The organism is Pantoea sp. X-Soil-MYKO-1785 (assembly GCF_059730675.1).
This window is the reverse complement of the sequence record NZ_AP036000.1, coordinates 2,998,017-3,021,967: the sequence shown is the minus strand read 5'-3', so window position 1 is coordinate 3,021,967 and position 23,951 is coordinate 2,998,017. Positions and strand designations below refer to the sequence as shown.

Here is a 23,951-nt window from a genome sequence, read left to right as displayed (position 1 = left end):
GGGCGTTTTGCCTTAATGATGGTCGCGTCCATGGTGGTCGCGGCCATGGTGATCGTGGCGGTCATGATGATCGCGGCGATGCTGATGTTCCCAGCGACGATCCCGGTCACGCTGGTGCCAGCGACGTTCGCGCTCCCACTCCTGATGACGACGCCACTCTTCATGACGCCACCAGCGGCGCTCATTCCAGGAATAACGATCGTTCCACCAGCGCGGTTCACGCCAGTGGCCGCCATCCCAGTAGTAGCCACGACGGTCGCGGTCGCCAAGTTGCAGCGTTACGCCGGGGGCCAGGGTTATTGAGGCACTGGACGCGTGTGCGGTGTGTACTGCCAGCGGTGATAACATTGCCAGCAAGGCGGCAAACAAAACGGCTCTTTTCATTTTTTTCTCCTCATCAACAGTCTGATGCTGTTGCGGCGCAGCGATTATGCCTGCGTATTGCTGTTGTTACCGCATCATTGTGTCGGAAGATTGTGAGGAAATTGGGGAGAAAAAGGGGATTGAGACTATTCTGGCGCAGAAAATGCCCGGCCTGCGCCGGGCGATAAAAGGTTACTGCAGGGCCGCTTCGATTGCGGCTAGCTCCGCCTGATCAAACTGACGGCTGGCGAGCATCGCCACCGCATCATCAATCTGGGCGGTTTTGCTGGCCCCGATCAATACTGAGGTCACCCGATCGTCGCGCAACACCCAGGCCAGCGCCATCTGCGCCAGTTTTTGTCCACGCTGGAGGGCAATCTCATTCAGCTTGCGGACTTTTTCCATCTTCTCGTCGGTCAGTTGATTCTCATTGAGGAATTTACTGCCGCTTGCTACCCGTGAATCCTCCGGAATGCCCTGCAGATAGCGGTCAGTCAGCACGCCGCCCGCCAGCGGTGAAAAGGCGATACAGCCGACACCCGCATCACCCAGCGTCTGAATCAGACCCTGCTCCGGGGTGCGTTCGAACATCGAATAACGCGGCTGGTGGATCAGACACGGCGTGCCGAGATCGCGCAGAATGGCAATCGCCTCGGCTGCGCGATCGGCCGGATAATTCGAAATGGCGGCGTATAACGCTTTGCCCTGACGCACCACCTGATCCAGCGCGCGCATGGTCTCTTCCAGCGGCGTCTCCGGATCCGGACGGTGATGATAAAAGATATCAACGTACTCCAGCCCCATGCGCTTCAGGCTTTGATCGAGGCTGGCTACCAGATATTTACGCGATCCCCAGTCACCATACGGGCCGTCCCACATGGTGTAGCCCGCCTTGGTCGAGATAATCAGTTCATCGCGATGGGCACGGAAATCTTCGCGCAGAATACGGCCAAAATTCTCTTCCGCCGAACCCGGCGGCGGACCGTAGTTATTGGCTAAGTCGAAGTGAGTAATGCCGTGGTCAAACGCATGACGCAGCAGGGCGCGGCTGTTATCCACCCGGGTGTTGTCACCAAAGTTATGCCACAGACCAAGTGAGATTGCGGGAAGTTTGATGCCACTGCGGCCGCTACGGCGGTATTCCATCTGCTGATATCGATCGGGACGGGGGAAAGACGACATTCAACGCTCCTGGGTCAAAAACGGGGATTTGTGCCAAAAGGATAGCAGTGTATACGGTTACACTCAGTGACAACGCGCCGCAGATCGCATAATTACAGAGTAATCCGCCGCCGTAACGGCGGCTTGCCAGCCATTGTGGCTGGCACCTGCGACACTTTTCTCGCCAATTTTACAGGCTGTCAGATACTTAAGCCGACTCTCCCAAAAAAGGAATCTGCTATGTCCGCTTTTACTGTTGGTGACTACCTGTTGGCGCGTCTGCAGGAGATTGGCGTGCAGCATTTGTTCGGTGTGCCGGGTGACTACAATCTGCAATTTCTCGATCGGGTTATCGACCATCCGGTGATCCATTGGGTCGGTTGTGCCAACGAGCTGAATGCCGCCTACGCCGCAGACGGTTATGCCCGCTGCCGTGGAGCAGCAGCGCTGCTGACGACGTTTGGCGTGGGCGAGTTGAGTGCCATCAACGGCATTGCCGGCAGTTACGCCGAGCATCTGCCGGTGATCCAGATTGTCGGCGCCCCTGCGACCCAGGCCCAGCAGCAGGGTGATTGCGTGCATCATTCGCTGGGTGATGGTGACTTTCGCCATTTCATCCGCATGGCCGAAGAGGTCAGTGCCGCAACCGCGCTGTTAACCGCGGAAAATGCCACTGCGGAGATCGACCGGGTGATCGTCAGCGCACTGCAGATGCGCCAGCCCGGTTATCTGTCGCTGGCGGTGGACGTCGCCGCCTGCGAGGTTGAGCCACCGACGCAGCCGTTAAACCTGCTCCACCCTTCATCACACCAGGTACGCGAAGCCTTCCGGCAGGCCGCCGAACGATTGCTGGCACCGGCCGCGCGGGTGTCGTTACTGGCGGACTTTCTGGCGTTGCGCTGGCAGCAGCAGCCGGCACTGGCTGCGCTGCGCCAGCGTCGCGCCATCCCCTGTGCCAGTTTACTGATGGGCAAAGGGGTGCTGAATGAACAGCAACCGGGATTCGTCGGCACCTATGCGGGCGAGGGCAGCGCCGGTCAGGTCCGTGAGCAGATCGAACAGGTTGATGTCGCCCTCTGCGTCGGCGTACGCTTCACCGATACCATTACCGCCGGCTTTACCCAGCAGTTTGCCGCTGAACGTCTGATCGATCTGCAACCGCACAGTGCCACTGTTGGCGGGGAAACGTTTTCACCGCTTTCGATGGCCGATGCGCTCAGCGTACTTGATGGCTTATTCGCCCAATATGGCCAGCAGTGGCAGCTCGGGCCGCAGGCAGAAGCCGCCGCGCCGGTTGAGGCAGCGGCGGTCATCAGCCAGCAGGCTTTCTGGCAGGCGATGCAGGAATTTCTGCAGCCAGGCGATATTATTCTGGCCGAACAGGGTACCGCGGCCTTTGGGGCGGCGGCGTTGCGCTTGCCGGCACAGGCGCAGCTACTGGTTCAGCCATTATGGGGATCGATCGGCTATACTTTACCGGCAGCGTTTGGCGCGCAGACCGCCGATCCCGCTCGCCGGGTGATCCTGATTATTGGCGACGGTTCGGCACAGCTGACCATTCAGGAATTAGGGTCAATGTTGCGCGACCAGCAGCAGCCAATTATCTTTCTGCTGAATAATGAAGGATATACCGTTGAGCGGGCGATTCATGGCGCAACACAACGTTACAATGATATCGCTCAGTGGAACTGGACGGCGTTGCCGCAAGCCCTTAGCCTGCACGGCCAGGCGCAGAGCTGGCGCATCAGTGAAACGGTCCAGTTACAGGAAGTAATGGCGCGACTTTCTCAGCCTCAGCGTCTGACGCTGGTTGAGGTGGTGATGCAGAAAGAGGACTTGCCTCCGCTGCTGCGAAAAGTCACCGCCTGCCTGAATCAACGCAACGGTGGATAGATTCAGATAGTTGCCGCTGTGCAGGTCAGGCTATCGCGGTTAGGCTGTAGCGCACCTGAGTAGACGCTCACCAATCGCACCGGTGAGCGTTGTTGTTTTATGGGCAGGATTTTATAGTGTCCTCCAACTCTTTAAGACCCCAAGCGGAGCAACAGAAGAATGACAACCTATGCCTTGGTCGGCGATGTCGGCGGCACCAACGCCCGTCTCGCCCTGTGTGAGGTGGAAAGCGGCAGCATCTCCCAGGCCAAAACATTCTCAACATCAGAGTACGACAGCCTCGAAGCCGTCATCCGCCATTATCTTGATGAACAACAGCAGGATATTAAAGATGGCTGTATTGCCATCGCCTGCCCGATTACCGATGACTGGGTTGAAATGACCAACCACGACTGGGCGTTTTCGACGCGCAAGCTGAAAGAGAACATCGGTTTTGAACACCTGGAAATCATTAACGACTTCACCGCGGTTTCGATGGCGATCCCGATGCTGACTGCCGATAACGTGATTCAGTTCGGTGGCGGCGAGCCGGTTAAAGATAAGCCTATCGCCATTTACGGCGCCGGTACCGGGCTGGGCGTCAGCCATCTGGTCCACGTCGATAAGCGCTGGGTGAGCCTGCCGGGCGAGGGCGGCCATGTTGACTTCGCCGCCAACAGCGAAGAAGAAGATCAGATTCTGGAAGTGCTGCGCGAAGAGCTGGGCCACGTCTCCGCAGAACGCGTGCTTTCCGGTGCCGGGCTGGTTAACCTCTATCGCGCCATCGTTAAAGTCGATAATCGCGTGCCGGAAAACCTGAAACCGAAAGATGTCAGTGAACGGGCGCTGGATGACAGCTGTACCGACTGCCGTCGCGCGCTCTCGCTGTTCTGCGTCATCATGGGACGCTTCGGCGGCAACCTGGCGCTCAACCTTGGCACCTTTGGCGGCGTTTACATTGCGGGTGGCATCGTGCCGCGCTTCCTTGAGTTCTTTAAAGCGTCGGGTTTCCGCGCTGCGTTTGAAGATAAAGGCCGTTTCCGCGATTACGTTGCCAGCATCCCGGTTTATATGATCACTCACGATCAGCCTGGCCTGCTGGGTGCCGGTGCGCATCTGCGTCAGACGCTGGGCCGCGAAATCTGATCCTTTTCTGATCCGCTATACCGCTTCCCGACCCGGCTGCCGATCGGTCGGGAAGTGAATTTCTGCCATTCCCTGCCGGTAATTACAAACGCATCAGCTGACGAAACAGCTTCACTTTGCTGCGGCTGACCGGCACCTGAAAGTCCAGATCGCGCAGTTTCAGCAGGTAGGTGTTGTTAAACCACGGTTCGATTTCGCGAATCTTACTCAGATTAACGCAGTAAGAGCGATGGCAGCGGAAGAACTGCTGCTCCGGCAGGCGTGAACAGAACTCGCTGATATTCATCGACATCACATAGGCTTCACGGCGGGTATAGACAAACGTCAGTTTCTCATGGGCTTCCACGTAGTAAATATCATTCACGTCGGTGACGATGATGCGTTCATCTTTCAGCAGATTGACCGTCTGCGGCTGCGGTGCAACGGCAGGATTGCTGACGGCCTGCTGGGTCTGGACGGTGGCTTCAAGCTTGTTGAGCATGGTGACAATGCGTGACTCGTGGTAAGGCTTGAGAATGTAGTCGAACGCCTCCAGTTCAAACGCCTCAACCGCATGCTCTTTCCACGCGGTAATAAACACAATCAACGGTTTGTGGGCAAACTGATTGATATTCTTCGCCAGCAGCATGCCATCCAGCGACGGAATATTAATGTCGAGGAAAATCACGTCAACCCGATGCTGCTGCAGGTATTTCAGCACGTCGAGACCGTCATCAAAGCAGGCTTCAATCTGGATAGTGCTGTGCTGCTGGATCATCCAGCTCAGCTCCTGCTGGGCCAAAAATTCGTCTTCAACAATAATCGCTTTCATAACAGATTCTCCGCCAGGCGCTGGCCGTTTTTACTCAGTATGAAGGCAATCTCGGTGCCGGGCTGATGGCGGACGATGGATAATCCCTGGCCCGATAACAGTTTGACCCGATGATGCACATTCAGCAGGCCGATCTTATTACCGGGCATCTCGTTGCGGGCAACGCGCGCCATCACCTCATCGCTGATCCCCTGGCCGGTATCGCGCACCGCGATCCGCACCCGATCGCCCAGATCCCGCACGCTCAGCGTCACCACGCCTTTACCCTTACAGGGCTGGATACCGTGCACAATAGCGTTCTCCACCAGCGGCTGAATCAGCAGGCTGGGCAGTAAAAAGTGCAGATCTTCATCGACGTCGTAAATCATCGTCAGCTTATCGCCAAAACGCGCCTGCTCAATGGCGATGTAATCTTTTACCTGCCACAGCTCTTTGCGGATGTCGATCAGCTCATCGTCATTCAGCTCCAGGTTGTAGCGCAGATAACGCGACAGGTTGATCACCAGCTGGCGGGCGGTATCGGGATTAAGGCGGATGGAGGAGGAGATAGCGTTCAGGGCATTAAACAGGAAATGAGGATTTATTTTACTTTGCAGTGCGCGCAGTTCCGCTTTATTGGCCATCTCGCGCAGTTGCTCGGCGCGGGAGACTTCAAGCTGGGTGGAGATAATCTGTGACAGCCCAATCGCCATCTCCTTGAGCGAGCCGGTAATGCGGTGCGCCCGGCGGTAATAGATCTTCAGCGTGCCGGTCACTTTGCCTTTTTCCCACAGCGGAATGACGATCATTGAGTGAATATCTTTGGTGCGGTGCGCTTCATCGTTATTTCTGATGATGATCTTACCGCTGGCCAGCGCCTGGGCGGTGGTCGGGCTGATGTCATCATCGCCATGCTGATAGTTCTGTTCGCCATATCCCACGTAGGCGAGGATCTGCTTTTTGTCGGTCATCGCCACCGCATCGGCTTTTATCTCGCGCCGGATAATGTCACAGATATTACGCAGTGAATCGCTATTGACCTGACGGAACAGCGGCAGGGTTTTATTGGCGATCTCCAGCGCCAGCTTGGCCTGACGGGCAGCAATCGCCTCTTTTTCACCTTCTACGCTCTGCACCAGCAGCACAATCAGGCCGATGCTGGAGGCACCGAGGATCATCGGCAGCGCAATTTCCGATACGATTGCCAGCCCGAGTGAGGTCGGGCGCGCCCAAAGGATGATCAGCAGCATGGTCAGGGTTTCACACAGCATGCCGCCGATGATGCCCACCCGCCAGCGATGCTCTTTCAGCACCCGCCGGTTAATGCCGCCCGCCACCAGACCGGCAATGATGCTGGTGATCAGACAGGGCACCGAGGTGACACCGTGAATATCAATCAAAAAACGGTGCAGACCGGCAATCACGCCGGTCGCGATACCGACCCACGGCCCGAACAGAATGCCGCCAGCCATGACCGCAATCACCCGCACATTCAGCAACGATCCATCAACATCAACGCCGGACCAAGTGCTGAACAGCGCAAACAGTGAAAAGATGGCGGTAACAGCCGCTTTTTCATAGCCGGTGTGTTCATCTTTTTGCAGCAGCTGGCGAAACAGATGGGTGCGCGTCAGAAAGAAAAGACAGATCAGCATTAATGCGGCGCGATCAAACACTGCCAGTAACATCGTGAAGTGGGAGGACACAGGCGACTCATCGGCAAAGGAATGTGGGCCTATGATAAAAAATGTGATCGCGAACCGCTAGCATTCTGGCGATCCGCTATGCCGGTTTATGTTTCAGATCAATCATGGGGATCAAATAACGAAAAGGGGAAAGTCTGAGTGCTATAAAGGGGAACATTTTCCAGCCGGCCGGGACTGGTCGCCAACGGGGCAGTTTGCTATGTTGCGCGATAAGCGAGCCAGAACCGTCGTAAAACCGCGCGCATCGGGAGCCGAGCATGCAATTCGTCACCGCCAGATTAGCCCTGAGTAAACTCCAGCCAGAGGACTGGCAACTGTTCCGCGCTGTGCATCAGGACCGCGACACCATGACCTGGGTGAGCGAAATTCCTGATGAGGCGGATATTCGCCAGCGCTTCAATGAGCGGCTGGCACCCTGGCAGGCCAGCAGTTTTCATATGCTCTGCCTGGTGGCGCGCCGGCTCGATACCGGTGAACCGATTGGCCTGTTCGGGTGCAGCCCGGAATGGGAGCCTTACCGCCAGGCGGAAGTGGGCTACATGCTGCTGCATCGTCACTGTGGTCAGGGGTTTGGCAGCGAAGCGCTGGCGGCGCTGTGCCAGTTTTTATTTGAGGCCGATTTCCATAAGCTCAAAGCCATGGTGATTGAAGGCAACTGGGCGTCGCGCCGGATTCTGGAAAAAAATGGCTTTCAGCTCGAAGGGACGCTACGGGATAATTATCTGCTGAACGGTCGCTGGGTAAACGATTGGCTGCTGGGACGGCTGAATCCGCAAAAATAAAAATATTTTCCGCCACCCTCGACAAAGTTGTTATCGCCACGTTATGTTCTTGGGAGGTCACCGCAGTGACCAGCGTCGCTCGGACGGTCCGGGCGCTCACGTACTCCAGAGGACATCATGGCTGATAACAGCACACCCCGTCGTTTTTCGCGTATCGAACGTCTGCCCCCTTACGTTTTCAACATCACCGCTGAACTGAAAATGGCTGCGCGTCGGCGCGGCGAAGATATTATCGACTTTTCAATGGGCAACCCGGATGGGGCGACGCCACCGCATATCGTGGAAAAGTTGTGTCAGGTCGCACAGCGTGACGATACCCACGGTTATTCTACTTCGCGCGGCATTCCTCGCCTGCGCCGGGCCATTTCACGCTGGTACGCCGATCGTTATCAGGTGGAGATTGACCCCGAGTCCGAAGCGATTGTTACCATCGGCTCGAAAGAGGGCCTGGCGCACCTGATGCTGGCGACGCTGGATCATGGCGATACAGTGCTGGTGCCGAACCCAAGCTATCCGATTCATATCTACGGCGCGGTGATTGCCGGGGCTCAGGTCCGTTCGGTGCCGCTGGTGGCGGGCGTCGACTTCTTCAATGAGCTGGAACGCGCCATCCGCGAAAGTTATCCCAAGCCAAAAATGATGATCCTCGGCTTCCCGTCTAACCCGACCGCGCAGTGCGTGGAACTGGACTTCTTCGAGCGGGTGATTGCACTGGCGAAGCAGTACAACGTTCTGGTGATCCACGATCTGGCCTATGCCGACATCGTTTATGACGGCTGGAAAGCCCCGTCGATTATGCAGGTACCAGGCGCGCGTGACGTCGCCGTCGAATTTTTTACTCTGTCAAAAAGCTACAACATGGCGGGCTGGCGCATCGGCTTTATGGTCGGTAATAAAGAGCTGGTTGCCGCGCTGGCACGTATCAAGAGTTACCACGACTACGGCACCTTTACACCGCTGCAGGTGGCGGCTATCGCGGCGCTGGAAGGCGATCAGCAATGCGTGCGCGATATCGCTGAGCAGTATAAACGCCGCCGTGATGTGCTGGTCAAAGGGCTGCATGAAGCGGGCTGGATGGTCGACAATCCCAAAGCCTCAATGTACGTCTGGGCGAAAATTCCCGACCATTACGCCCATATGGGATCGCTGGAGTTTGCCAAACATATGCTGCAGGAGGCCAAAGTCTGCGTCTCGCCAGGCATCGGCTTCGGTGATTATGGTGATACGCATGTGCGGTTTGCACTGATTGAAAACAGTGACCGGATCCGTCAGGCGGTGCGGGGGATTAAAGCGATGTTCCGTGCCGATGGCGTATTGCCGGGCAGCGTAAAAAGTCTGGAAGAAGAGATCTGATAGCCAGCTGGGGCGACAAGCTTGTCGCCCCCTGGCGGCACTGTCACGCCATTACTTCAGCAGCAGAACGAAGGTTCCGAACCAAAGCAACGCGAAAAAAGATATTCCCATCAAGGCATATTTCACAAAGCAACTCCTCTGAGCGGTTACGATGATGGCGATCCCAAACCAGTGCAACGCGAACAGATTTGGAAAAAAGATCGCCGCCTGAATTAACGGTCTGCTCTTTTCCGGGTCGATCTGAATAATTCAGAACAGGATCGGGCGCTAATTTACGCGGAATCCCGCCTAAATGAAATAGGTCCGTTCTGAGATATTGCTCACAAATTTACGGCACTTCAATTTCCGGGATCGCCGACATGCCTACACGTAATTGCGCCAGATGCGGTTGGTCACTCTCCAGCACAATTTTCACCGGCAGACGCTGAACGACTTTAGTGTAGTTGCCTGTGGCATTATCGGGGGAGATTGCCGAAAAAGTCGCGCCGGTGGCGGGCGCAATGCTGTCCACGTGACCGGTAAAGGTCTCGCCCGGTAGGGCGTCGATGTGGATACGCACCCGCTGTCCCGGCCGCACGTCGCTCAGCTGGGTCTCCAGATAATTGGCGGTGATATAGGTCTGCTGCAGCGGTACCACCGCCAGCAGGCGGGTGCCGGCCGAGACGTAGGCGCCGGTGCGCACCGCGCGCTGCCCGACCATGCCGGCCACCGGTGCTACGATGCGGGTATAAGAGAGATTCAGTTCGGCCTGATCGACACTGGCTTTCGCCGCTGCCACGTCAGCTTCCGCTGAGCGGACCGCCGCCTGCAATACGCCAACCTGTTTTACTGCTGAGGCCAGCGCCGCCTGACTCTGTCGTACCGCCGCCAGCGCTGAACGCTGGGTTGAGCTGGCTTTCTGCTGATCGTCAGCAGCGACCGTGCCGCTCTTATACAGCCGGTTATAGCGATCGGCGCTCTGACCCGCATACTGCGCTGAGGCCTGACTGGCGGCCACGCTGGCTTTTTGCTGCTCAATCACCGACTGCTGCTGTTCGAGCTGCGCCTGACTGCTCAGCAGTTTTGCCTCGCTGACCTGCAGGTCGGCTCTGGCGCTCTCCAGCGCCACGCGATAGTCGCGATCGTCGAGCGTCGCCAGCAGTTCACCGGCTTTAACCTGCTGATTGTCCTGCACCAGCACGGTGTTGATGTAGCCCGATACCTTCGGTGCCACCAGGGTATAATCGGCATTGACGTAAGCATCGTCGGTGCGGTGATCGTTACGGGTCATCATCGACCCAATCAGCCAGGCTATCGCCAGTAAAACCAGCAGCAGCAGGCTCAGCAGCACTGTTTTTCTCATTATTAAAGCACGCATATTCAGTTCTTCCGGGATAGGGGTTGAATCAGGGTTTGGGGCGGCCAGACGCGTTTAGGCAGGATGGCGGTCAGTAATAACAGGCAGCCAGCAAAGCCGATCAGCATCAGCCAGCTGTCGCTCAGGCTCAGCACCGTCGCCTGATGCTTCACCAGCGTGGCGAAACCGCTGATATTTTCACTGGCGCTGATGCTGCCGTCCGGCAGTAACGGCTGACTGCTGCTGGCATGGCTGCTGTCGGATGCGGTTATCAGCCACGGACGACTGGCGGCCTGGTTAATTAAAATGTTGGAGTGAAACTGCTCGCGGTGGCTGAGGAATACCTCAACCAGCGTCGAGGCGGCGATGCTGGAAAATCCGCGCACCGTGTTAAACATCGCTGAGGCGAACGGGCCTTCTGGCGGCGCGACCACGCTGGTGGCACTCATCAGAATCGGCACAATCACCATCGGTTGTCCGAACGCCTGCAAAATCTGCAGCAACCAGAAGTTCTGTCGCGCCCAGTCACTGGTAACCTGCGAACCCAGCAGGCACGAGGTGACCAGCAGACCCACGCCCGCCGCCAGCATCCAGCGGCAGTCGATCCAGCGGATATTCAGCAACGCCGCAACCAGTGGCGCAATAAGCAGTTGTGGCAGGCCAACCGCCAGCGCCAGCGGGGCAAACTGCAGGGTACGAAAGCCCTCAACCTGGGCAAAATAGGCGGAAGGCAGTGCCGAACCTGATAGCGAAAGGGTCAGGATGCAGGCCAGTGCCAGCAGCCCGTGCGCCAGGTTATGACGCTTCAGCATCTGCAACTTAAACAGCGGCAGCGGGTGAAACCACTCGTTGATCAGGAACACCAGCAGCAGCGGCAGCGCGGTCAGTAACATTCCGACGATCAGCGGGGAGTTGAGCCAGTCAAGACGTTCGCCCTGAGTCAGCACCAGCACCAGCAGGGCGATAGCACTGCAGCCGGTGACCATGCCAAACAGATCGATCTGCTGGAAACGTTCGGGACGCAGCGGGTCCTGCGGCAGGCCCCAGCCAATCAGCAGCATGGCGATCAGCATGCCCGGCACCACCTGCCAGAACACCATCATCCAGCTGACGTGATCGGTCCACAATGATGCCAGCGAAGCCGCCATGTTCGGGCCAAAAGTGGCGGTCAGTGCATATCCGGCCAGGCCAAACAGTTTAATCGGCGGCGGTAAAAAGCGCAGGGCGACGGTCATCAGCATCGGCGGCAGTGCGCCGCCAAACAGCCCCTGCAGCACCCGCAGGCAAATAAACAGCGTCGGGTCTGGCACCAGCGGCAGCAGGATGCCGGTCAGCATAAAGCCCGCCGATACGCCGAGCGCAAAGCGCCGTAACGATAGCGTGACGGCGAACCACGGCGCGATCATCATCGCCGCCACTTCCGCGGCCTGATAGGCGGAAATAATCCAGCTACCCTGATCGTAACTGATGCCGATCGCCGCACGAATATCCGCCAACGCAATATCGCTGACGCGATCGTTCAGCCCGGAGGTCAGGGCGGCGATTAAAACACCGATTAACCCCAGCGCCAGGCGCAGCGTAAAAGGATGGGGGGCCGGCACAGGGGCTGGCTGAGCAGTCATAGCACGTTATCTCATTATTTTGATGCAGTGTATTGCGATGTGATACAGCAGCGTATTATTACATCCCGGTATGCTGTATTGCAATGTGGTACAGGCTGTAAAAAGTGCGCCGATCGCGCTACAGTAGGCCAGCTGAAAAAGGACGACGCTATGGCACATCAACCCTCCAGCCGTGAGGAAGAGAAAACGGGCGGTATCCAGGTGATCGCACGTGCGGCAAAAATTCTGAATGCGCTGGGCGAACAGCCGGGCGGTATGAGCCTGGGTGAGATTGCCCAGGCGGTCGATCTGCCTCGCTCCACCGTGCAGCGGATTGTCGCCGCGCTCGACAGCGCAGAACTGGTGCGCAGCAGCGGTGCCGGCGGCCTGCGGCTGGGACCGGCGTTACTGAAGCTGATTTCCAGCGTGCACACCGATGTGGTCGATCTGGTCCGGCCGCTGCTGGAAAAACTCTCTGCCGATACCAATGAAACCGTCTCGCTGGCGCGCGCCAGCGGTACTCAGCTGGCTATCGTTCACTGTGTGGTCGCCTCGCGTGAGCTGCGCGTTGTGCCGCACATGGGGCTCAACCTGCCGCTCTACAGCACCTCCGGCGGCCGGGCGCTGCTGGCGTTAGAGTGCGATAAAGACGTTCGGGTGATTGTAGGCGAAGCCTGGCGGGAGCTGACCGAGATGACGGTCAAAACCCTGCCGCAGCTGCTGCAACTGATCAACGAAGTGCGCGAAACCGGCATTGCGGTCGATCGCGGTGAAACGCTGGAAGGCATCTCGACTATGGCGTTTGCCCTCGATACGCTGTTTGGCCGCTTCTCTGTCTCTTTGCTGGTGCCCTCTGCACGCTTCCAGCGCCACGAAGATCGCTATCGTGATGAAATGCTGAAGTGTAAAGACGCGCTGGTGCGTGAAATTGGCAAAATCGCCGCTGTAGAAGGATAAGCATTCGATGAAAACCCTGTTGATGGCCATTGATCATTCGCCGGTAACCGAAAAAGTGGTTGCGCTCACCATTGAAGAGGCGCTGGCTCACCACGCAGAAGTGGTGGTGCTGTGCTGCGTCGATCCGGCGTACTCCTCCTGTAACCAACCGATGGAAATTGATGCCGGTGAAGATCCGGCTGATTTTGTCGCGGCGCAGGATGAGCAGAACACCGCGGAACTGGTGGTGCGCCATGCCCTCGCACCGCTGCTGCGCGCCGGCATTAACGCGCGCGGCATGATTCTGGCCGGCGAAGCGGCCGACACGATTATTGCGCAGTCACTCCAGCTCAAGGCCAGCATGATTATCATGGGACGCCGTCATCTCTCCTCTTTTAACCGACTGTTGAAAGGTTCGGTCAGCGCGGCGGTGATTGAGCGTGCTCACTGCCCGGTGCTGATTGATGTGCGTAAGGATTAATACCGTAGCATGAGCTCTTTGCTGGTTATTACGCTGGCCGCCTTTGCGCTGCTGGCGTTGATTATTATTGTGCTGATTAAAACCACCCGACTGCGACTGTGGCAGGGGCTGATGCTTTTTCTGCTGCCGCTGGTGGTGGCTAATCTGTTGTGGTTCAGCTGGGCTGTGCCGCAGCAGCAGCAGGCACGAGAGCGCGATCGGGCGGTGAGTTACCTGGCACAGACGCCGGGATATCGGGTACTACAAACCCAGGAACCGGCATTGTGGCTGTTGTTGACGCAGGAACTGACCCGCCGGGTCCGCGCCGGTGAACCGGTTGAACAGGCGACGGGCGAACTACGCGGCTGGCTGCTCGACGTGATTAATCAGCGGCTGATGCGGGCAACCGATGCGGCGGTGGTGAATTACATTGGCGTGTCAGTCGAGGAGATGCAGGCGCTCAATGCCCTTGATCCTGGCCTGTGCTTCCGTTTTCTCTATCCCCAGGTCAATGGCGGCGTCAATTTAGTGAAAATCCTGCCGCCGTCGCTCAACCACAAAGAGGCCGGGGCGATGGAGCAATTACTGCTTAACAGCGCACCTCAGCAGCAGCCAATGGACAGCGCACTGGCGCAACGCGATCTGAAACAGGTGGTTGCGCAGCTTTATCAGCGCTGGGGCGATAAGCTGCAGCAGCTGAACATGCCCGCCGATACCGCGGTTGATCGCTCTTCAATGTGCGGCATGTCGATTGATCTCTACAGTGCGATTCTCGCATTACCTGACAAGCGCGCGGCCAACCTGTTACGTAGAATGTTTGCAGTTTCCGGCTAGTGACTGACGTAAAAAAGCCCGCTTAGCGCGGGCACAAAGGTCAGGATTACGTTGTTATTTTGGCTATTACCTGGTGTGGTGCAGACTTCGTTTGGTCTGAATGCATCATGTCACGCTCGCCCTGATAGTGACAGCCGTTTAATCGTATCGAATTAATCGGTAAAAGCGTGTAAATTTTTGGTTTTTCGCGCATTAATCCTATGGATGCGTGACGTGCTGCGACATACACTGCGCAGCAAGATGAGGATAAATAAATGAAAAAAAAAATTATCGGCGCGCTGGCGCTGATTTTGCTGAGCGGTTGTACCGCCAGTAAACCCGGGGCATTTGAACGTGTTGACGAAGATGCCAGCTCAAATACTGTCCAGTACCGGTTTGACCCGGAGAAAGTCAATCGTGATGCGATGGACGTTGATCTGGCGAATTACTGTAATAAGAAAGGATTCGATAAAGTGGAATCGCTGCCGGCCCAGGACAGCCATATTCCGGGGCTAAAGAAAGCCTGGTTCCAGTGTAATTATGCAGTCAAAAGCTAAATAAAACGGGCGGGATAATTATCCCGCCCTTAATTTTTCTATTTTTATATTATGCTGTGTGACGTCTTTGCCCGCTAGCGGTGATGATGCCCGCCATGATGCCCGCCATGATACCCACCGTGATAGCCTCCATGATACCCGCCGCCACCGCCGTGATGCCAGCCATTGTCGTGACGGGGTTCGATAATACAGCCGCTTAATAATGTTATCAGCCCGACTACCGAAGCGACTTTAATTAATCTCTTCATAGGAAACGTCTCCTCTTTTCCAATGACTACGACGTTACGCTGGAAAAGTGGAGTGAAGATGCAGGAAATGTAGAGTTATTTATGCAGATATTACTGGATATTTCAGTTGGCGGAATCTGGCGTCGGTAAAAGAGAAGAAAATAAGAAATGGCTGAATAGCGATTATTTTCGGCGAGAATAATCTTAAAAGCAAGCGAAAATAATTCTCATTTAAAATAAATTATAGCTACATTATTAGCAGACGCTTTAACAGGAGAAAAACATGGCGCATGAAGTGAAAAATGTACTGGCGTTGCAGGCTGAGCTGGGCGAATGCCCGCTCTGGTCAACAGAAGAGCAGGTGCTGTGGTGCGTCGATATTCTGGCACCGGCGATCCACCGTTTTGACCCGGTCAGTGGCGAACTGCAGACCTTTCCCCAGCCGGAAGAAGTGGGCTGTATCGGCTTACGTCAATCGGGCGGACTGATTGCCGCTTTGCGCAGCGGCGTCTGGCTGCTGGATGCGCAGGGCAAACCGCAACAGAAGGTGGCGGATAATCCGGGGGAAGCCGCGCGCAGTCGCTTTAATGATGGCCGGGTCGATCCCTGGGGTAATTTCTGGTGTGGCAGCCTGTGGGAACCGCAGGACAAAAACGGCGGCCTGTTATGCCGGGTTACGCCGGAACTGACGCTGGAGATTAAAGCGCGGGACATCAAAATCTCTAACGGCGTGGCGTTCTCTCCCGACCGTCGCTGGATGTATCACAGCGACACGCCCAACGAGGTGTTGTACCGCTATCCGTTAGATAGCCACGGCGAACCGGGCGAGCGCAGCGTTTTCCGCCGCTTCGACGCCGCTGGTGGCTTACCGGATGGCGCCGCGGTCGACAGTGAAGGCTACTACTGGTCAGCCCAGTTCGATGGCGGACGGGTAGTGCGTATCGATCCGCAGAGTAGCGAGATTGTTGATGAGATCCTGCTGCCGGTGAAATGGCCGACCATGGTGGCATTCGGCGGAGCCGATCTGAAAACGCTGTTTATTACCAGTTCGCGTGAAGATCGCACCGAAGAAGAGCTGGCACGCTACCCTGAATCGGGCGATATATTTGCGGTTGAGCTTGAGGTGGCGGGTAGTGCAGAGCCGCGTTTCCGCGGCTGAAGCAAAAGGGCCGCCTGGTCGCGGCCCGTAAAGATTAATGGCGCTGCAACACCGCCTTACCGACCGCCGGTTGATGCGGTAAGCGAATGGTCAGGGAGAGTAACAGCGAGATCACCAGCAGGGTCATAATCAGGCTAAAGGTGACGGTAAAGCCGCCGAACAGCGATGCCACCAGTGAGCCCATGACGCTGCCAATACCAAAGCCGAGATAGAGCAGGCCATAGTTTTTGGTCAGGTTGTTGAGGCCGAAAAAGTCACTGACCAGCGAGGGAAACACGGTAATGGTGCCGCCGAAGCTGAAGGCGATACAGGCTAACGACAGGAAGAAGGTGGTTTCATTCATGTGGGTAAACAGCAGCACGCTCATTCCCACCAGCGAAACCACCTGCGCCAGCGAAATCACCCGGATACGCAACATCTTGTCAGATAAGATGCCCAGCACCAGACGCCCGCTCAGGTTAGCAATGGCAATCACCGTAACGGCATTGGCGGCAGTCTGCGTAGTCAGATGTACCAGGCCTTCACCGATATCCTTCGCCACGCCAATCACATACAAACCACTCATGCAGGCCGTCAGGAACATCAGCGCCAGCATCCAGTACTGTGGCAGACGTACCGACTGCGCCAGCGTGTAATCGCGAGCCTGCTGCTGGCTGACGCTGGACGCACTTTGCGGCGGGGCATCACGCATCAGCAGGGCACCGAGTATAATCATCGTCATCGCCAGCACGCCCCAGATAATAAAAGTCTGTTCCAGGCCGACATGGGTCAGCAGCGCGCCGCAGATAAATTTGAAGCCCAGGCTGCCAAGTCCGTATGCACCAATGGCGCAGGCTGAGATCATGCCTTTACGTTCCGGGAACCACTTAACACAGTTTGAGAGCGTCATCAGATAACCGGCACCATCGGCCAGGCCGACCAGCAGGCCAGCGCTGAGGTAGAGCATCACCAGGTTGTCGGCATGCGCGGTGAGCCAGAATCCTGACGCCATCAATATACCGGCACCGATAGTGACGCGCCGTACACCAAAACGTTCCTGCAGTTTTCCCGCCAGCGACGAGGCGATAGCCAGGCCTAAACTTAGCAGGCCAAACGAAAACGCCACCTGACTGATCGACGCATCCAGTTTTTGCGACAGCTGGCCGTTGAATAAACTCCATGTATAAACCGATCCCAGCGCGAACTGGGTAATCACCGTTCCGATCAGTGTGAGCCAGCGGGTGCGCTGGTGCGAAGCCTGTTGAGTCTGGTTCATGATTTTCTCTCCCGTCCGGGAATCTGGAAATTGCGGACAGAATAGGCCAGCCTTACGCGCGCGCGGCGACCAACGGCATGAACGGAAGCAGGCGCGGCATGAAATGCTGCTGAGAGGGTATGAACGGCCTCTGCTGAAAGATAACCAAAGCGGCAGTTTAATAAGTAAGGGTAAGTAGCCGTAAGATAATGTTTCACTCAGGCGATTATGCCTGCAGCTTTGCAGATTTTTTGCCAGGCTAAGGGTTCACTTATCAGGAGGAAATATGAAAGACCGGACATATGAATCCATCACCAGTGAGGATGAAGTTTGCAGCATTATCGGTCAGGCAGTGATTGAACTGAGTGCTGAACAACAGCCTGTGACCAAATCGACGCTGGCGCTCAAACTGCTGTCGATGGCCGATCGCGATAGTGATGATGAGCGAGTACTGCTCTACTGGATTGCACGCAAGGCAATCAATCAACCACAAAAACTCATTCAACAGCAGCAATGGGCATGACGCTCATCTGGACGCGGGCCGCAGCCCGCCTCCTCGTCAGACGATAGCGCGGCGACGGCTTGCCGGCCAGCGGGCAAACATCACCAGGTTGCCCAGCAGAATAATGACAAGGCCAGGGATGGCGCTGGTATGCCACTGATACCCCTCATAGCGGGTTGAGAACGCCAGCGCAACCAGCGGGAACAGCACCGTGGTATAGGCGGCCCGGCTGGCACCGATGCGACCTGCCAATGTAAAATAGGCACCAAAACCGATCACCGATCCGACTACCGCCAGATAGCTCAGCGCCGTCAGCCATTGCCCGTTCCAGGTAGGGTTGAGTGAAACGCCCTGCAGCAGTGACACCAGCGCCATCAGCAGCGCGCCATACAACATGCCATAACTGTTGGTGGTCAGCACATCCCGCTGCCGCCGTTGATGGCGCTGACTGATCATATTGCCGAACGAAAAGCCCAGCGTGCCGAGCGCGCTCAGTCCCATTCCCCACAGCAATTCGCCAGACGCCTGAGTGTCACGCAGATCATGCCAGCACAGCGCCACGATCCCCGCCATACCCAGCAGCACTGCCGGAATCAGACGCGGCGAAGGACGCTGGCCGAAAAAAATCCAGCTGTTGATGGCGTTATACATCACGGCCATGGAAAAAATGACCGACTCAAGCCCGCTGCTGATGTAGCCGGATGCGTAATAGAAGCAGACAAAGTTGAAGCCAAACACGCAGCCGCCCTGTAGCAGGCAGAACAGATGATCGTCCAGACTCAGGCGATGCAGGCGTTTCACCGCCTTAAGCAGCAGCAACATCACCACTGAAGCCAGTAAAAAACGCCAGAACACGGCAACGGTCACCGCACTGGTGCCAGCCGACTGTTGCGCATAGATGGCAATCCAGGTGGTACCCCAGATCAGCACCACAGAGAGATACAAAAACAGGTTCATCGTCGCGTTCCTTAGCCTAAAGCCCGCAGTCTGCGGCTTTAGCACGGGCGGCGCTTGCATCGGGCTGCGGCAGATTTGCAAAATCTTGCGCATTTTTATCAGGCGTCCCGATGTGGCCTGTTCTCCGTCCCGCCAGATCCGTAAACTGGTTTCCTGTTCCTCTGAAGCTGATACCCGGATGCGTAGTTACCAGACCTTTGAAACCCTGCAACGCCATAAAGCGCAGCTGCGCGATCGGGTGGAGCTGCGCAATGGCCTGCAACTGGCGGCCTGGTTTAACAGCGGCGATCGCGTGACCACGCTCAGCGATCACCATACGCTGAGTCTGTATGTGGAAGGGGGCTACGATACCTGGCATAAAACCGCCCAGGGCTGGCGTAATGGCGGCGCACCGGATCGTTTCTGCCTGATGCCGGCGGGGATAGAATCGAGCTGGGATCTGCGCGCCGATCTCGCCTTTGTTCACCTTTACTGCAGCGAAGCACAGCTGCGCCAGCTGGCGGAACAGGTATGGGATCGCAGCCCGGCACAGTTAAATCTGCACGAAAAAATTTTCGCCGCCGACCCGCGCATTACCCAACTCTATCGCCATTTTTTGCTGAGCTGCGACTGGCAACAGCCCGCCAGCCAGCTCATCCTGAGCAGTGCGACAACCTTGTTGCTGACCCATCTTCTGCAGCAATACAGCGAGGTACAGTGGCAACTGCCTCAGGTGCGGGGCGGGCTGGCACCTGCCGTATTGCGTCGGGTGCTTGAATTTATCGATGCGCACCTCGATCGGCCGTTAACGCTGGCCGATCTGGCGAGCGAAGCGGCGCTGAGTGAGTTTCACTTCGCCCGTATGTTTCGTCACTCAGCCGGCGAAGCGCCTCATCAGTTCGTGATGCAGCGCCGTATGCTGCGGGCCAGGATGCTGTTGACGCAGCCCGCATTAACCCTGACGGATATCGCGCTGCAGTGCGGTTTTCACTCTTCCAGCCACTTCAGCCACCGTTTTCGTCAGGTACACGGCGTTACGCCCTCGGCTTACCGCAAGGCAAAGCATCACACGCTGGATGAGTGATTATCATGTTTTGCGGCAATGAGCGCAGAGGCGACTATCGCAGGCAGTTATAGCGCTGCACCGCACTCAGCGACTGGCCGTTGTCGTGTGGTGTCTGGCGGCGGTCAGATAACAAAAACCTCGCCGCAGCGAGGCCGTTTACAGCACAGGTGATTACTGCAGGGAGAACTGCCATGAGCCCATCGGCTTGCGCACCAGCGTCATGGTTTTTTCCTCGCCATCAATCACTACATAATACTGTTCATTTACTTTGAGGCCTCGGGGAAAGGATTCATTGCCCTCATAGCGAACGGTGATTTTGTTGCCGAACACCTCTGCATCAGCCTGCTGACCAAACTGGGGCAGAGTAATTTTCTTTTTCACGCTTTCGGTCCTCGTTTTGATCGATCGGGGTCGAAACCCACACTGTTTTACTCATTTTTGCGGCGGGGCTGTCGTCAGCACAATGTTTCACGCTCCTCTGCAGCGTCTCCTTATCCAGCATGGCTGTGGTCTGCGGCTTTTTCAATCTGGCTTTTTCCTTCGCCAGGCCTGACCGGGTTCACGGCTGACATTTTCTCTTTTCGAATGAGGGTAACGGCACGCAATGGAGGCGTTCAGGGCACGGCAATGTCTTGGGGTGCAGTAGCGCCTGAGCGGGCTCTGGCGTCACGCTGAACCTGCCTCGCACCGCAGTCTGAACAGCAGAATAAGTTGCTGACACTGAGTGCAGAAGCCAGAGCGTAGCCGCGGCTTTTTTCTGCGCCTGACTCCGGGCATTGTCCGGTCCATTACATCGGGCATTGCTCCCGCACTGCGATCGGTATTGATCCGGACATTGCTGCACCTGTCAGCCGAAATAAGGTCATCTCTGTCGCTAACCCTTCCCATCACTTCGCCCTGTCCAGAATGCCAGCATTTTCCTCAATAAGTCACGACGAACGGTTACATCTCCTCCTTTTTGGGTACATAAATAATATTAAGCGCTGTTTAAGTAAAAACAAAAAATTCACTTTCAATGCAATGATGAACATTCCATTTACCGCTACGCGGCCCGGCTCTCGTAGTTACATAAATATTACAGTCTCATATGAAGAGTGAAAGTGACGATGCTTTATACGATTTTAAATGCCAGGTTACAGTAATCGGCTGGCGTACATCCTTACCTCATGCGGCCTGCGCACGGTGTCTTTAGAAAATTCTTATAAATCATGATGATGATCTGCTTTTGTTAAAACCTATCCCTGTAATCTTTAGTTACATCTTTTCATTTCCAAACGCCGATGCAATGTTTCTAAACTTCGTCAATGAGGCGTTGTCCGAAATTAATGCCTTTCATATAAAACCTCAAAACAGGTGTCATGCTCGCTGATGAATGGAATCTGCCCGATTTTTTGACTCACGTCTTCGGGTAGCGTAAACGGGGAAGGGATTATTTAAAGGTAAGTCTTTCTTATTAATTTTTCAGTGGCATTAACCGTTTCTATTACTTCGTAGAACAGGGACAGCCATGTCTAATTCCTATCAGTCCGAAATCCCCAAAGCCCGCGTAAATATCCGGCTCAGCCTGCACACCGGCGGGGCACAGAAAAAAATCGAACTCCCGCTCAAGCTGATGGTTATCGGCGATTACAGCAATGGCGCAGAGCAACGCCCGGTACCCGGCTGAGTCGGTTATTTATGCGTGCAGGCCAGCTTAGTGCCTGGACGCTTAATCAGCAACGTGATGTATCCCGGCCAGGCGAATTATTTGATGAAGACGCTTTTTTCCGCCTGATTAATGTTCTGCTGCCTTAACCGATTCAATAAAAGGGGATCTTTAACCCTCGCTTACTGGCGATAACAGCGCCGTTAACAAGGCTTTTTATCTCTGCGGGAATCGGGCAGACAGATACGTTTCCAGACAGGCAAACTCTGACCCCGGCCGGAAGGAGGATGCGTTTAATGAATCTGTTAACATCGCAGCACCAGGTGAAATTCATCAGGTTACAAGCCCTGTGGGATAAATATCAACAGGCCGAAACAAGGCCGATATAGACTAATCTTCTGCCACAACCCTGGTTGCAGCGTCCCGAACTGCAGAAAACGAAACCGTATAAATACTCTCCCTCATAGCTATAGACACGTCAGTTGGACAAGTCGTCATGAATGACATTATCTCCCGTAAAATTAAAACCGGCAGCGATCCGCGCATGCTGCCGGATTATGCTGCTCTGCGTGAAGAGCTGAGCAAACTGTCACATCCGGCGCGTCCGGACGTGAACTGGCGTTATGCCGAAAAACTCTGTCTTTCACTGTTTGAGCGAAATGGTGTGGAGTTGCAGACGGCAGCCTGGTATACGCTAACCCGAACACAACTGGCTGGATTGGCGGGCCTGAATGAAGGGCTGGCAATACTTGAGGCACTCATCACCCATCAATGGGAAGCACTCTGGCCGCAGCCGGTTAACGCCCGGATAGAAATCCTTACCAGCCTGAGCCAGCGTCTGCAGCAACGGATGCGCACACTTCCTCTAAGCTACAGCGATCTCAGCCCGCTTTATCTGGCGGAGCAGCAGCTTAACCGCATGGGAGAGGTGCTGCAGCGGCAGGCGCTTAAACAACTGAGCCGGCTCGAGGCCTTGCGTGCCCTGATCCACAACAGCGCTGTCCGGCTGGAAAACAGCAAAGGTCCATCCAGCGAAGGTTCATCCAGCGAAGGTGCGTCCAGCAAAGGTGCATCCAGCAAAGGTGCGTCCAGCAAAGGTTCGTCCAGCAAAGGTGCGTCCAGCGAAGGTGCGTCCAGCGAAGGTTCGTCCAGCAAAGGTGCGTCCAGCGAAGGTGCGTCCAGCGAAGGTTCGTCCAGCAAAGGTGCGTCCAGCGAAGGTGCGTCCAGCGAAGGAGCATCCAGCAAAGGTGCTGCGATTCAGCCCGGTGTGGTACTGCCGGCAACGGTAAGCAATCGCTCAGACACCTCCGTTGATGTGCTTCCCATCATTCCGCTTGCGGCGAAAACCGAGCCGGATAAGCAGGTAAAATGGGTGTATGTGGCCCAGCCGGAACATCAGCCGAATGTTGACGTGCTGGCGGCGCTCCCGGCGCCAGAAAAAAAGTGGAAACCCTTTGTCGCCGGGATGTTAACCATGCTGGTGGCAGGTGGGGCGGCGGTGTGGGGCTGGCATGTTTTACACCAACCTGACCCGCTACAGACGCAGCTCGCTGCCTCCCTGATGCCGTTGCCCGCAACACTGACTCCCGGGCAACGTGAGACGCTGCATCAGCAAGCGCTCACCCCGCAAGCCTTTATCGCCGCCACGCAGCAGCAGCTCGAGCGCCTGGAACGGTTGCCGCCAGACTGGCGTATTCACTACAGTGGTCAGTTGATCGAACAGGCTCAGGCGTTGTGGCCGGAACAGGCAAAACCGCTGGCACAGCAGTGGCTGCGGCAGTTACATGCTGCCAGCATACCGGCAGAAAACCTGAATGGCTGGCATCAGGGGATGACGACGCTACAGCATCTGAGCGACCGCCTGAACGGACTGGATCAGCAGAAGGGAAAATATATGACGGTCAGTGAACTGAAGTCAGTGGTCTTTTCAGCCATGCAGTCGTTCAGCCAGTCTCCGCCGGCTGAAGAGCAACTGCGGGCATTGTCAGAACATCCTGCCGGTGAACCTTTACCTGCCGCAGCCAGCACCCAACTGGAAATGCATCTGAAGCAACTGACAGCCGGTTATGCTGAATTAAAACGGAAAGCATCATAATGAAACGGTAAAAATCATCGCTGACGCCATTGATTACCCTGACAGCCAGGCTCTTTGGCTTGCGCAGCAAAATTTTCGATGACGAGGATGAGGTAAAGCGGATTTATCCCGCCTTTATCCGGATTCATAGCGGGCTTTCAGCAAACGATGATGAACGGTAGTTGGGCGGAATGCCTGATGCAATCGGGTTTTGACGAACAGAAGAGGCGGC

23 protein-coding genes and 1 pseudogene are annotated in these 23,951 nt (G+C 56.1%); 13 read left to right on the top strand and 11 right to left on the bottom strand.

Going from position 1 to position 23,951, the window contains the following annotated elements:
- Nucleotides 1-12: 12 nt before the first annotated feature.
- On the bottom strand, nt 13-384 hold the full coding sequence (locus tag AC6I8D_RS14340; RefSeq protein WP_312057426.1) for a DUF2502 domain-containing protein: 372 nt from the start codon (nt 382-384) through the stop codon (nt 13-15).
- 171 nt (nt 385-555) lie between these two features.
- Nucleotides 556-1,545 carry an L-glyceraldehyde 3-phosphate reductase gene (mgrA, locus tag AC6I8D_RS14335; protein WP_312057424.1) on the bottom strand — a complete coding sequence of 330 codons (990 nt, stop codon included), beginning with the start codon at nt 1,543-1,545 and terminating at the stop codon, nt 556-558.
- Nucleotides 1,546-1,764: 219 nt separating this feature from the next.
- Here mgrA and ipdC point away from each other — a divergent pair, with 219 nt between their 5' ends.
- Both ipdC and glk read left to right on the top strand, forming a co-directional pair.
- Nucleotides 1,765-3,417, top strand: coding sequence for an indolepyruvate decarboxylase (gene ipdC / locus AC6I8D_RS14330; protein ID WP_497820377.1), 1,653 nt, complete (start codon nt 1,765-1,767; stop codon nt 3,415-3,417).
- Nucleotides 3,418-3,576: 159 nt separating this feature from the next.
- A complete protein-coding gene (gene glk, locus AC6I8D_RS14325; protein ID WP_031375875.1) occupies nt 3,577-4,542 on the top strand; it encodes a glucokinase in 966 nt (321 codons plus the stop codon).
- An 82-nt stretch (nt 4,543-4,624) separates the two neighbouring features.
- Here glk and AC6I8D_RS14320 read toward each other — a convergent pair whose 3' ends face one another.
- Nucleotides 4,625-5,353 carry a LytR/AlgR family response regulator transcription factor gene (locus tag AC6I8D_RS14320; protein WP_312057420.1) on the bottom strand — a complete coding sequence of 243 codons (729 nt, stop codon included), beginning with the start codon at nt 5,351-5,353 and terminating at the stop codon, nt 4,625-4,627.
- A complete protein-coding gene (locus tag AC6I8D_RS14315; protein WP_312057434.1) occupies nt 5,350-7,020 on the bottom strand; it encodes a LytS/YhcK type 5TM receptor domain-containing protein in 1,671 nt (556 codons plus the stop codon). The genes AC6I8D_RS14320 and AC6I8D_RS14315 overlap by 4 nt, the downstream gene beginning before the upstream one ends.
- A gap of 275 nt (nt 7,021-7,295) precedes the next feature.
- Here AC6I8D_RS14315 and AC6I8D_RS14310 point away from each other — a divergent pair, with 275 nt between their 5' ends.
- Together AC6I8D_RS14310 and alaC are read left to right on the top strand one after the other, a co-directional pair.
- Nucleotides 7,296-7,820 (top strand): GNAT family N-acetyltransferase, encoded by a 525-nt coding sequence (locus tag AC6I8D_RS14310; RefSeq protein ID WP_312057418.1) that lies wholly within the window; start codon nt 7,296-7,298, stop codon nt 7,818-7,820.
- A 117-nt stretch (nt 7,821-7,937) separates the two neighbouring features.
- Nucleotides 7,938-9,173, top strand: a complete 1,236-nt coding sequence (gene alaC, locus AC6I8D_RS14305) for an alanine transaminase (RefSeq protein WP_031375879.1) — start codon at nt 7,938-7,940, stop codon at nt 9,171-9,173.
- 51 nt (nt 9,174-9,224) lie between these two features.
- Here alaC and ypdK read toward each other — a convergent pair whose 3' ends face one another.
- From ypdK to AC6I8D_RS14290, 3 genes are all read right to left on the bottom strand, one after another.
- On the bottom strand, nt 9,225-9,299 hold the full coding sequence (gene ypdK, locus AC6I8D_RS14300; RefSeq protein WP_099257831.1) for a membrane protein YpdK: 75 nt from the start codon (nt 9,297-9,299) through the stop codon (nt 9,225-9,227).
- Nucleotides 9,300-9,501: 202 nt separating this feature from the next.
- The gene (locus AC6I8D_RS14295) at nt 9,502-10,530 is read right to left on the bottom strand and encodes an HlyD family secretion protein (protein ID WP_497820376.1); all 1,029 of its coding nucleotides are present in this window, start codon (nt 10,528-10,530) and stop codon (nt 9,502-9,504) included.
- A 2-nt stretch (nt 10,531-10,532) separates the two neighbouring features.
- The gene (locus tag AC6I8D_RS14290; RefSeq protein WP_497820375.1) at nt 10,533-12,131 is read right to left on the bottom strand and encodes an MFS transporter; all 1,599 of its coding nucleotides are present in this window, start codon (nt 12,129-12,131) and stop codon (nt 10,533-10,535) included.
- Between the two features lie 150 nt (nt 12,132-12,281).
- On the opposite strand from AC6I8D_RS14290, the gene AC6I8D_RS14285 reads away from it, so the two are divergent.
- The 4 genes from AC6I8D_RS14285 to AC6I8D_RS14270 all read left to right on the top strand — a co-directional run bounded on the left by AC6I8D_RS14285 (nt 12,282) and on the right by AC6I8D_RS14270 (nt 14,876).
- On the top strand, nt 12,282-13,067 hold the full coding sequence (locus AC6I8D_RS14285) for an IclR family transcriptional regulator (protein ID WP_312057358.1): 786 nt from the start codon (nt 12,282-12,284) through the stop codon (nt 13,065-13,067).
- 7 nt (nt 13,068-13,074) lie between these two features.
- Nucleotides 13,075-13,527, top strand: a complete 453-nt coding sequence (locus tag AC6I8D_RS14280; protein WP_031375883.1) for a universal stress protein — start codon at nt 13,075-13,077, stop codon at nt 13,525-13,527.
- Nucleotides 13,528-13,536: 9 nt separating this feature from the next.
- Nucleotides 13,537-14,340, top strand: a complete 804-nt coding sequence (locus tag AC6I8D_RS14275; protein WP_497820374.1) for a hypothetical protein — start codon at nt 13,537-13,539, stop codon at nt 14,338-14,340.
- 254 nt (nt 14,341-14,594) lie between these two features.
- The gene (locus AC6I8D_RS14270) at nt 14,595-14,876 is read left to right on the top strand and encodes a putative periplasmic lipoprotein (protein WP_312758953.1); all 282 of its coding nucleotides are present in this window, start codon (nt 14,595-14,597) and stop codon (nt 14,874-14,876) included.
- A gap of 74 nt (nt 14,877-14,950) precedes the next feature.
- Here the strand turns inward: AC6I8D_RS14270 and AC6I8D_RS14265 are convergent, their stop codons facing one another.
- Entirely contained in the window at nt 14,951-15,124 is a 174-nt protein-coding gene (locus AC6I8D_RS14265) for a hypothetical protein (RefSeq protein ID WP_497820373.1), read from the bottom strand.
- Nucleotides 15,125-15,386: 262 nt separating this feature from the next.
- Here AC6I8D_RS14265 and AC6I8D_RS14260 point away from each other — a divergent pair, with 262 nt between their 5' ends.
- The gene (locus tag AC6I8D_RS14260; RefSeq protein WP_497820372.1) at nt 15,387-16,262 is read left to right on the top strand and encodes an SMP-30/gluconolactonase/LRE family protein; all 876 of its coding nucleotides are present in this window, start codon (nt 15,387-15,389) and stop codon (nt 16,260-16,262) included.
- A 34-nt stretch (nt 16,263-16,296) separates the two neighbouring features.
- On the opposite strand, the gene AC6I8D_RS14255 is transcribed toward AC6I8D_RS14260, so the two are convergent.
- A complete protein-coding gene (locus tag AC6I8D_RS14255; RefSeq protein WP_312057364.1) occupies nt 16,297-17,517 on the bottom strand; it encodes an L-lactate MFS transporter in 1,221 nt (406 codons plus the stop codon).
- A gap of 265 nt (nt 17,518-17,782) precedes the next feature.
- Between AC6I8D_RS14255 and AC6I8D_RS14250 the strand changes: the two genes are divergently transcribed.
- Nucleotides 17,783-18,019, top strand: a complete 237-nt coding sequence (locus tag AC6I8D_RS14250; RefSeq protein WP_312057365.1) for a hypothetical protein — start codon at nt 17,783-17,785, stop codon at nt 18,017-18,019.
- Between the two features lie 36 nt (nt 18,020-18,055).
- Here the strand turns inward: AC6I8D_RS14250 and AC6I8D_RS14245 are convergent, their stop codons facing one another.
- Nucleotides 18,056-18,955, bottom strand: a complete 900-nt coding sequence (locus tag AC6I8D_RS14245; RefSeq protein ID WP_497820371.1) for a DMT family transporter — start codon at nt 18,953-18,955, stop codon at nt 18,056-18,058.
- Between the two features lie 178 nt (nt 18,956-19,133).
- On the opposite strand from AC6I8D_RS14245, the gene AC6I8D_RS14240 reads away from it, so the two are divergent.
- On the top strand, nt 19,134-20,018 hold the full coding sequence (locus AC6I8D_RS14240) for a helix-turn-helix domain-containing protein (RefSeq protein WP_312057374.1): 885 nt from the start codon (nt 19,134-19,136) through the stop codon (nt 20,016-20,018).
- Nucleotides 20,019-20,171: 153 nt separating this feature from the next.
- On the opposite strand, the gene AC6I8D_RS14235 is transcribed toward AC6I8D_RS14240, so the two are convergent.
- Entirely contained in the window at nt 20,172-20,381 is a 210-nt protein-coding gene (locus tag AC6I8D_RS14235; RefSeq protein WP_312758945.1) for a hypothetical protein, read from the bottom strand.
- A gap of 1,126 nt (nt 20,382-21,507) precedes the next feature.
- On the opposite strand from AC6I8D_RS14235, the pseudogene AC6I8D_RS14230 reads away from it, so the two are divergent.
- Nucleotides 21,508-21,657: pseudogene (locus tag AC6I8D_RS14230) on the top strand (type VI secretion system contractile sheath small subunit); the annotation flags it as partial.
- Between the two features lie 484 nt (nt 21,658-22,141).
- Nucleotides 22,142-23,740 carry a VasL domain-containing protein gene (locus AC6I8D_RS14225; RefSeq protein ID WP_497820370.1) on the top strand — a complete coding sequence of 533 codons (1,599 nt, stop codon included), beginning with the start codon at nt 22,142-22,144 and terminating at the stop codon, nt 23,738-23,740.
- The last annotated feature ends 211 nt before the right edge of the window (nt 23,741-23,951 follow it).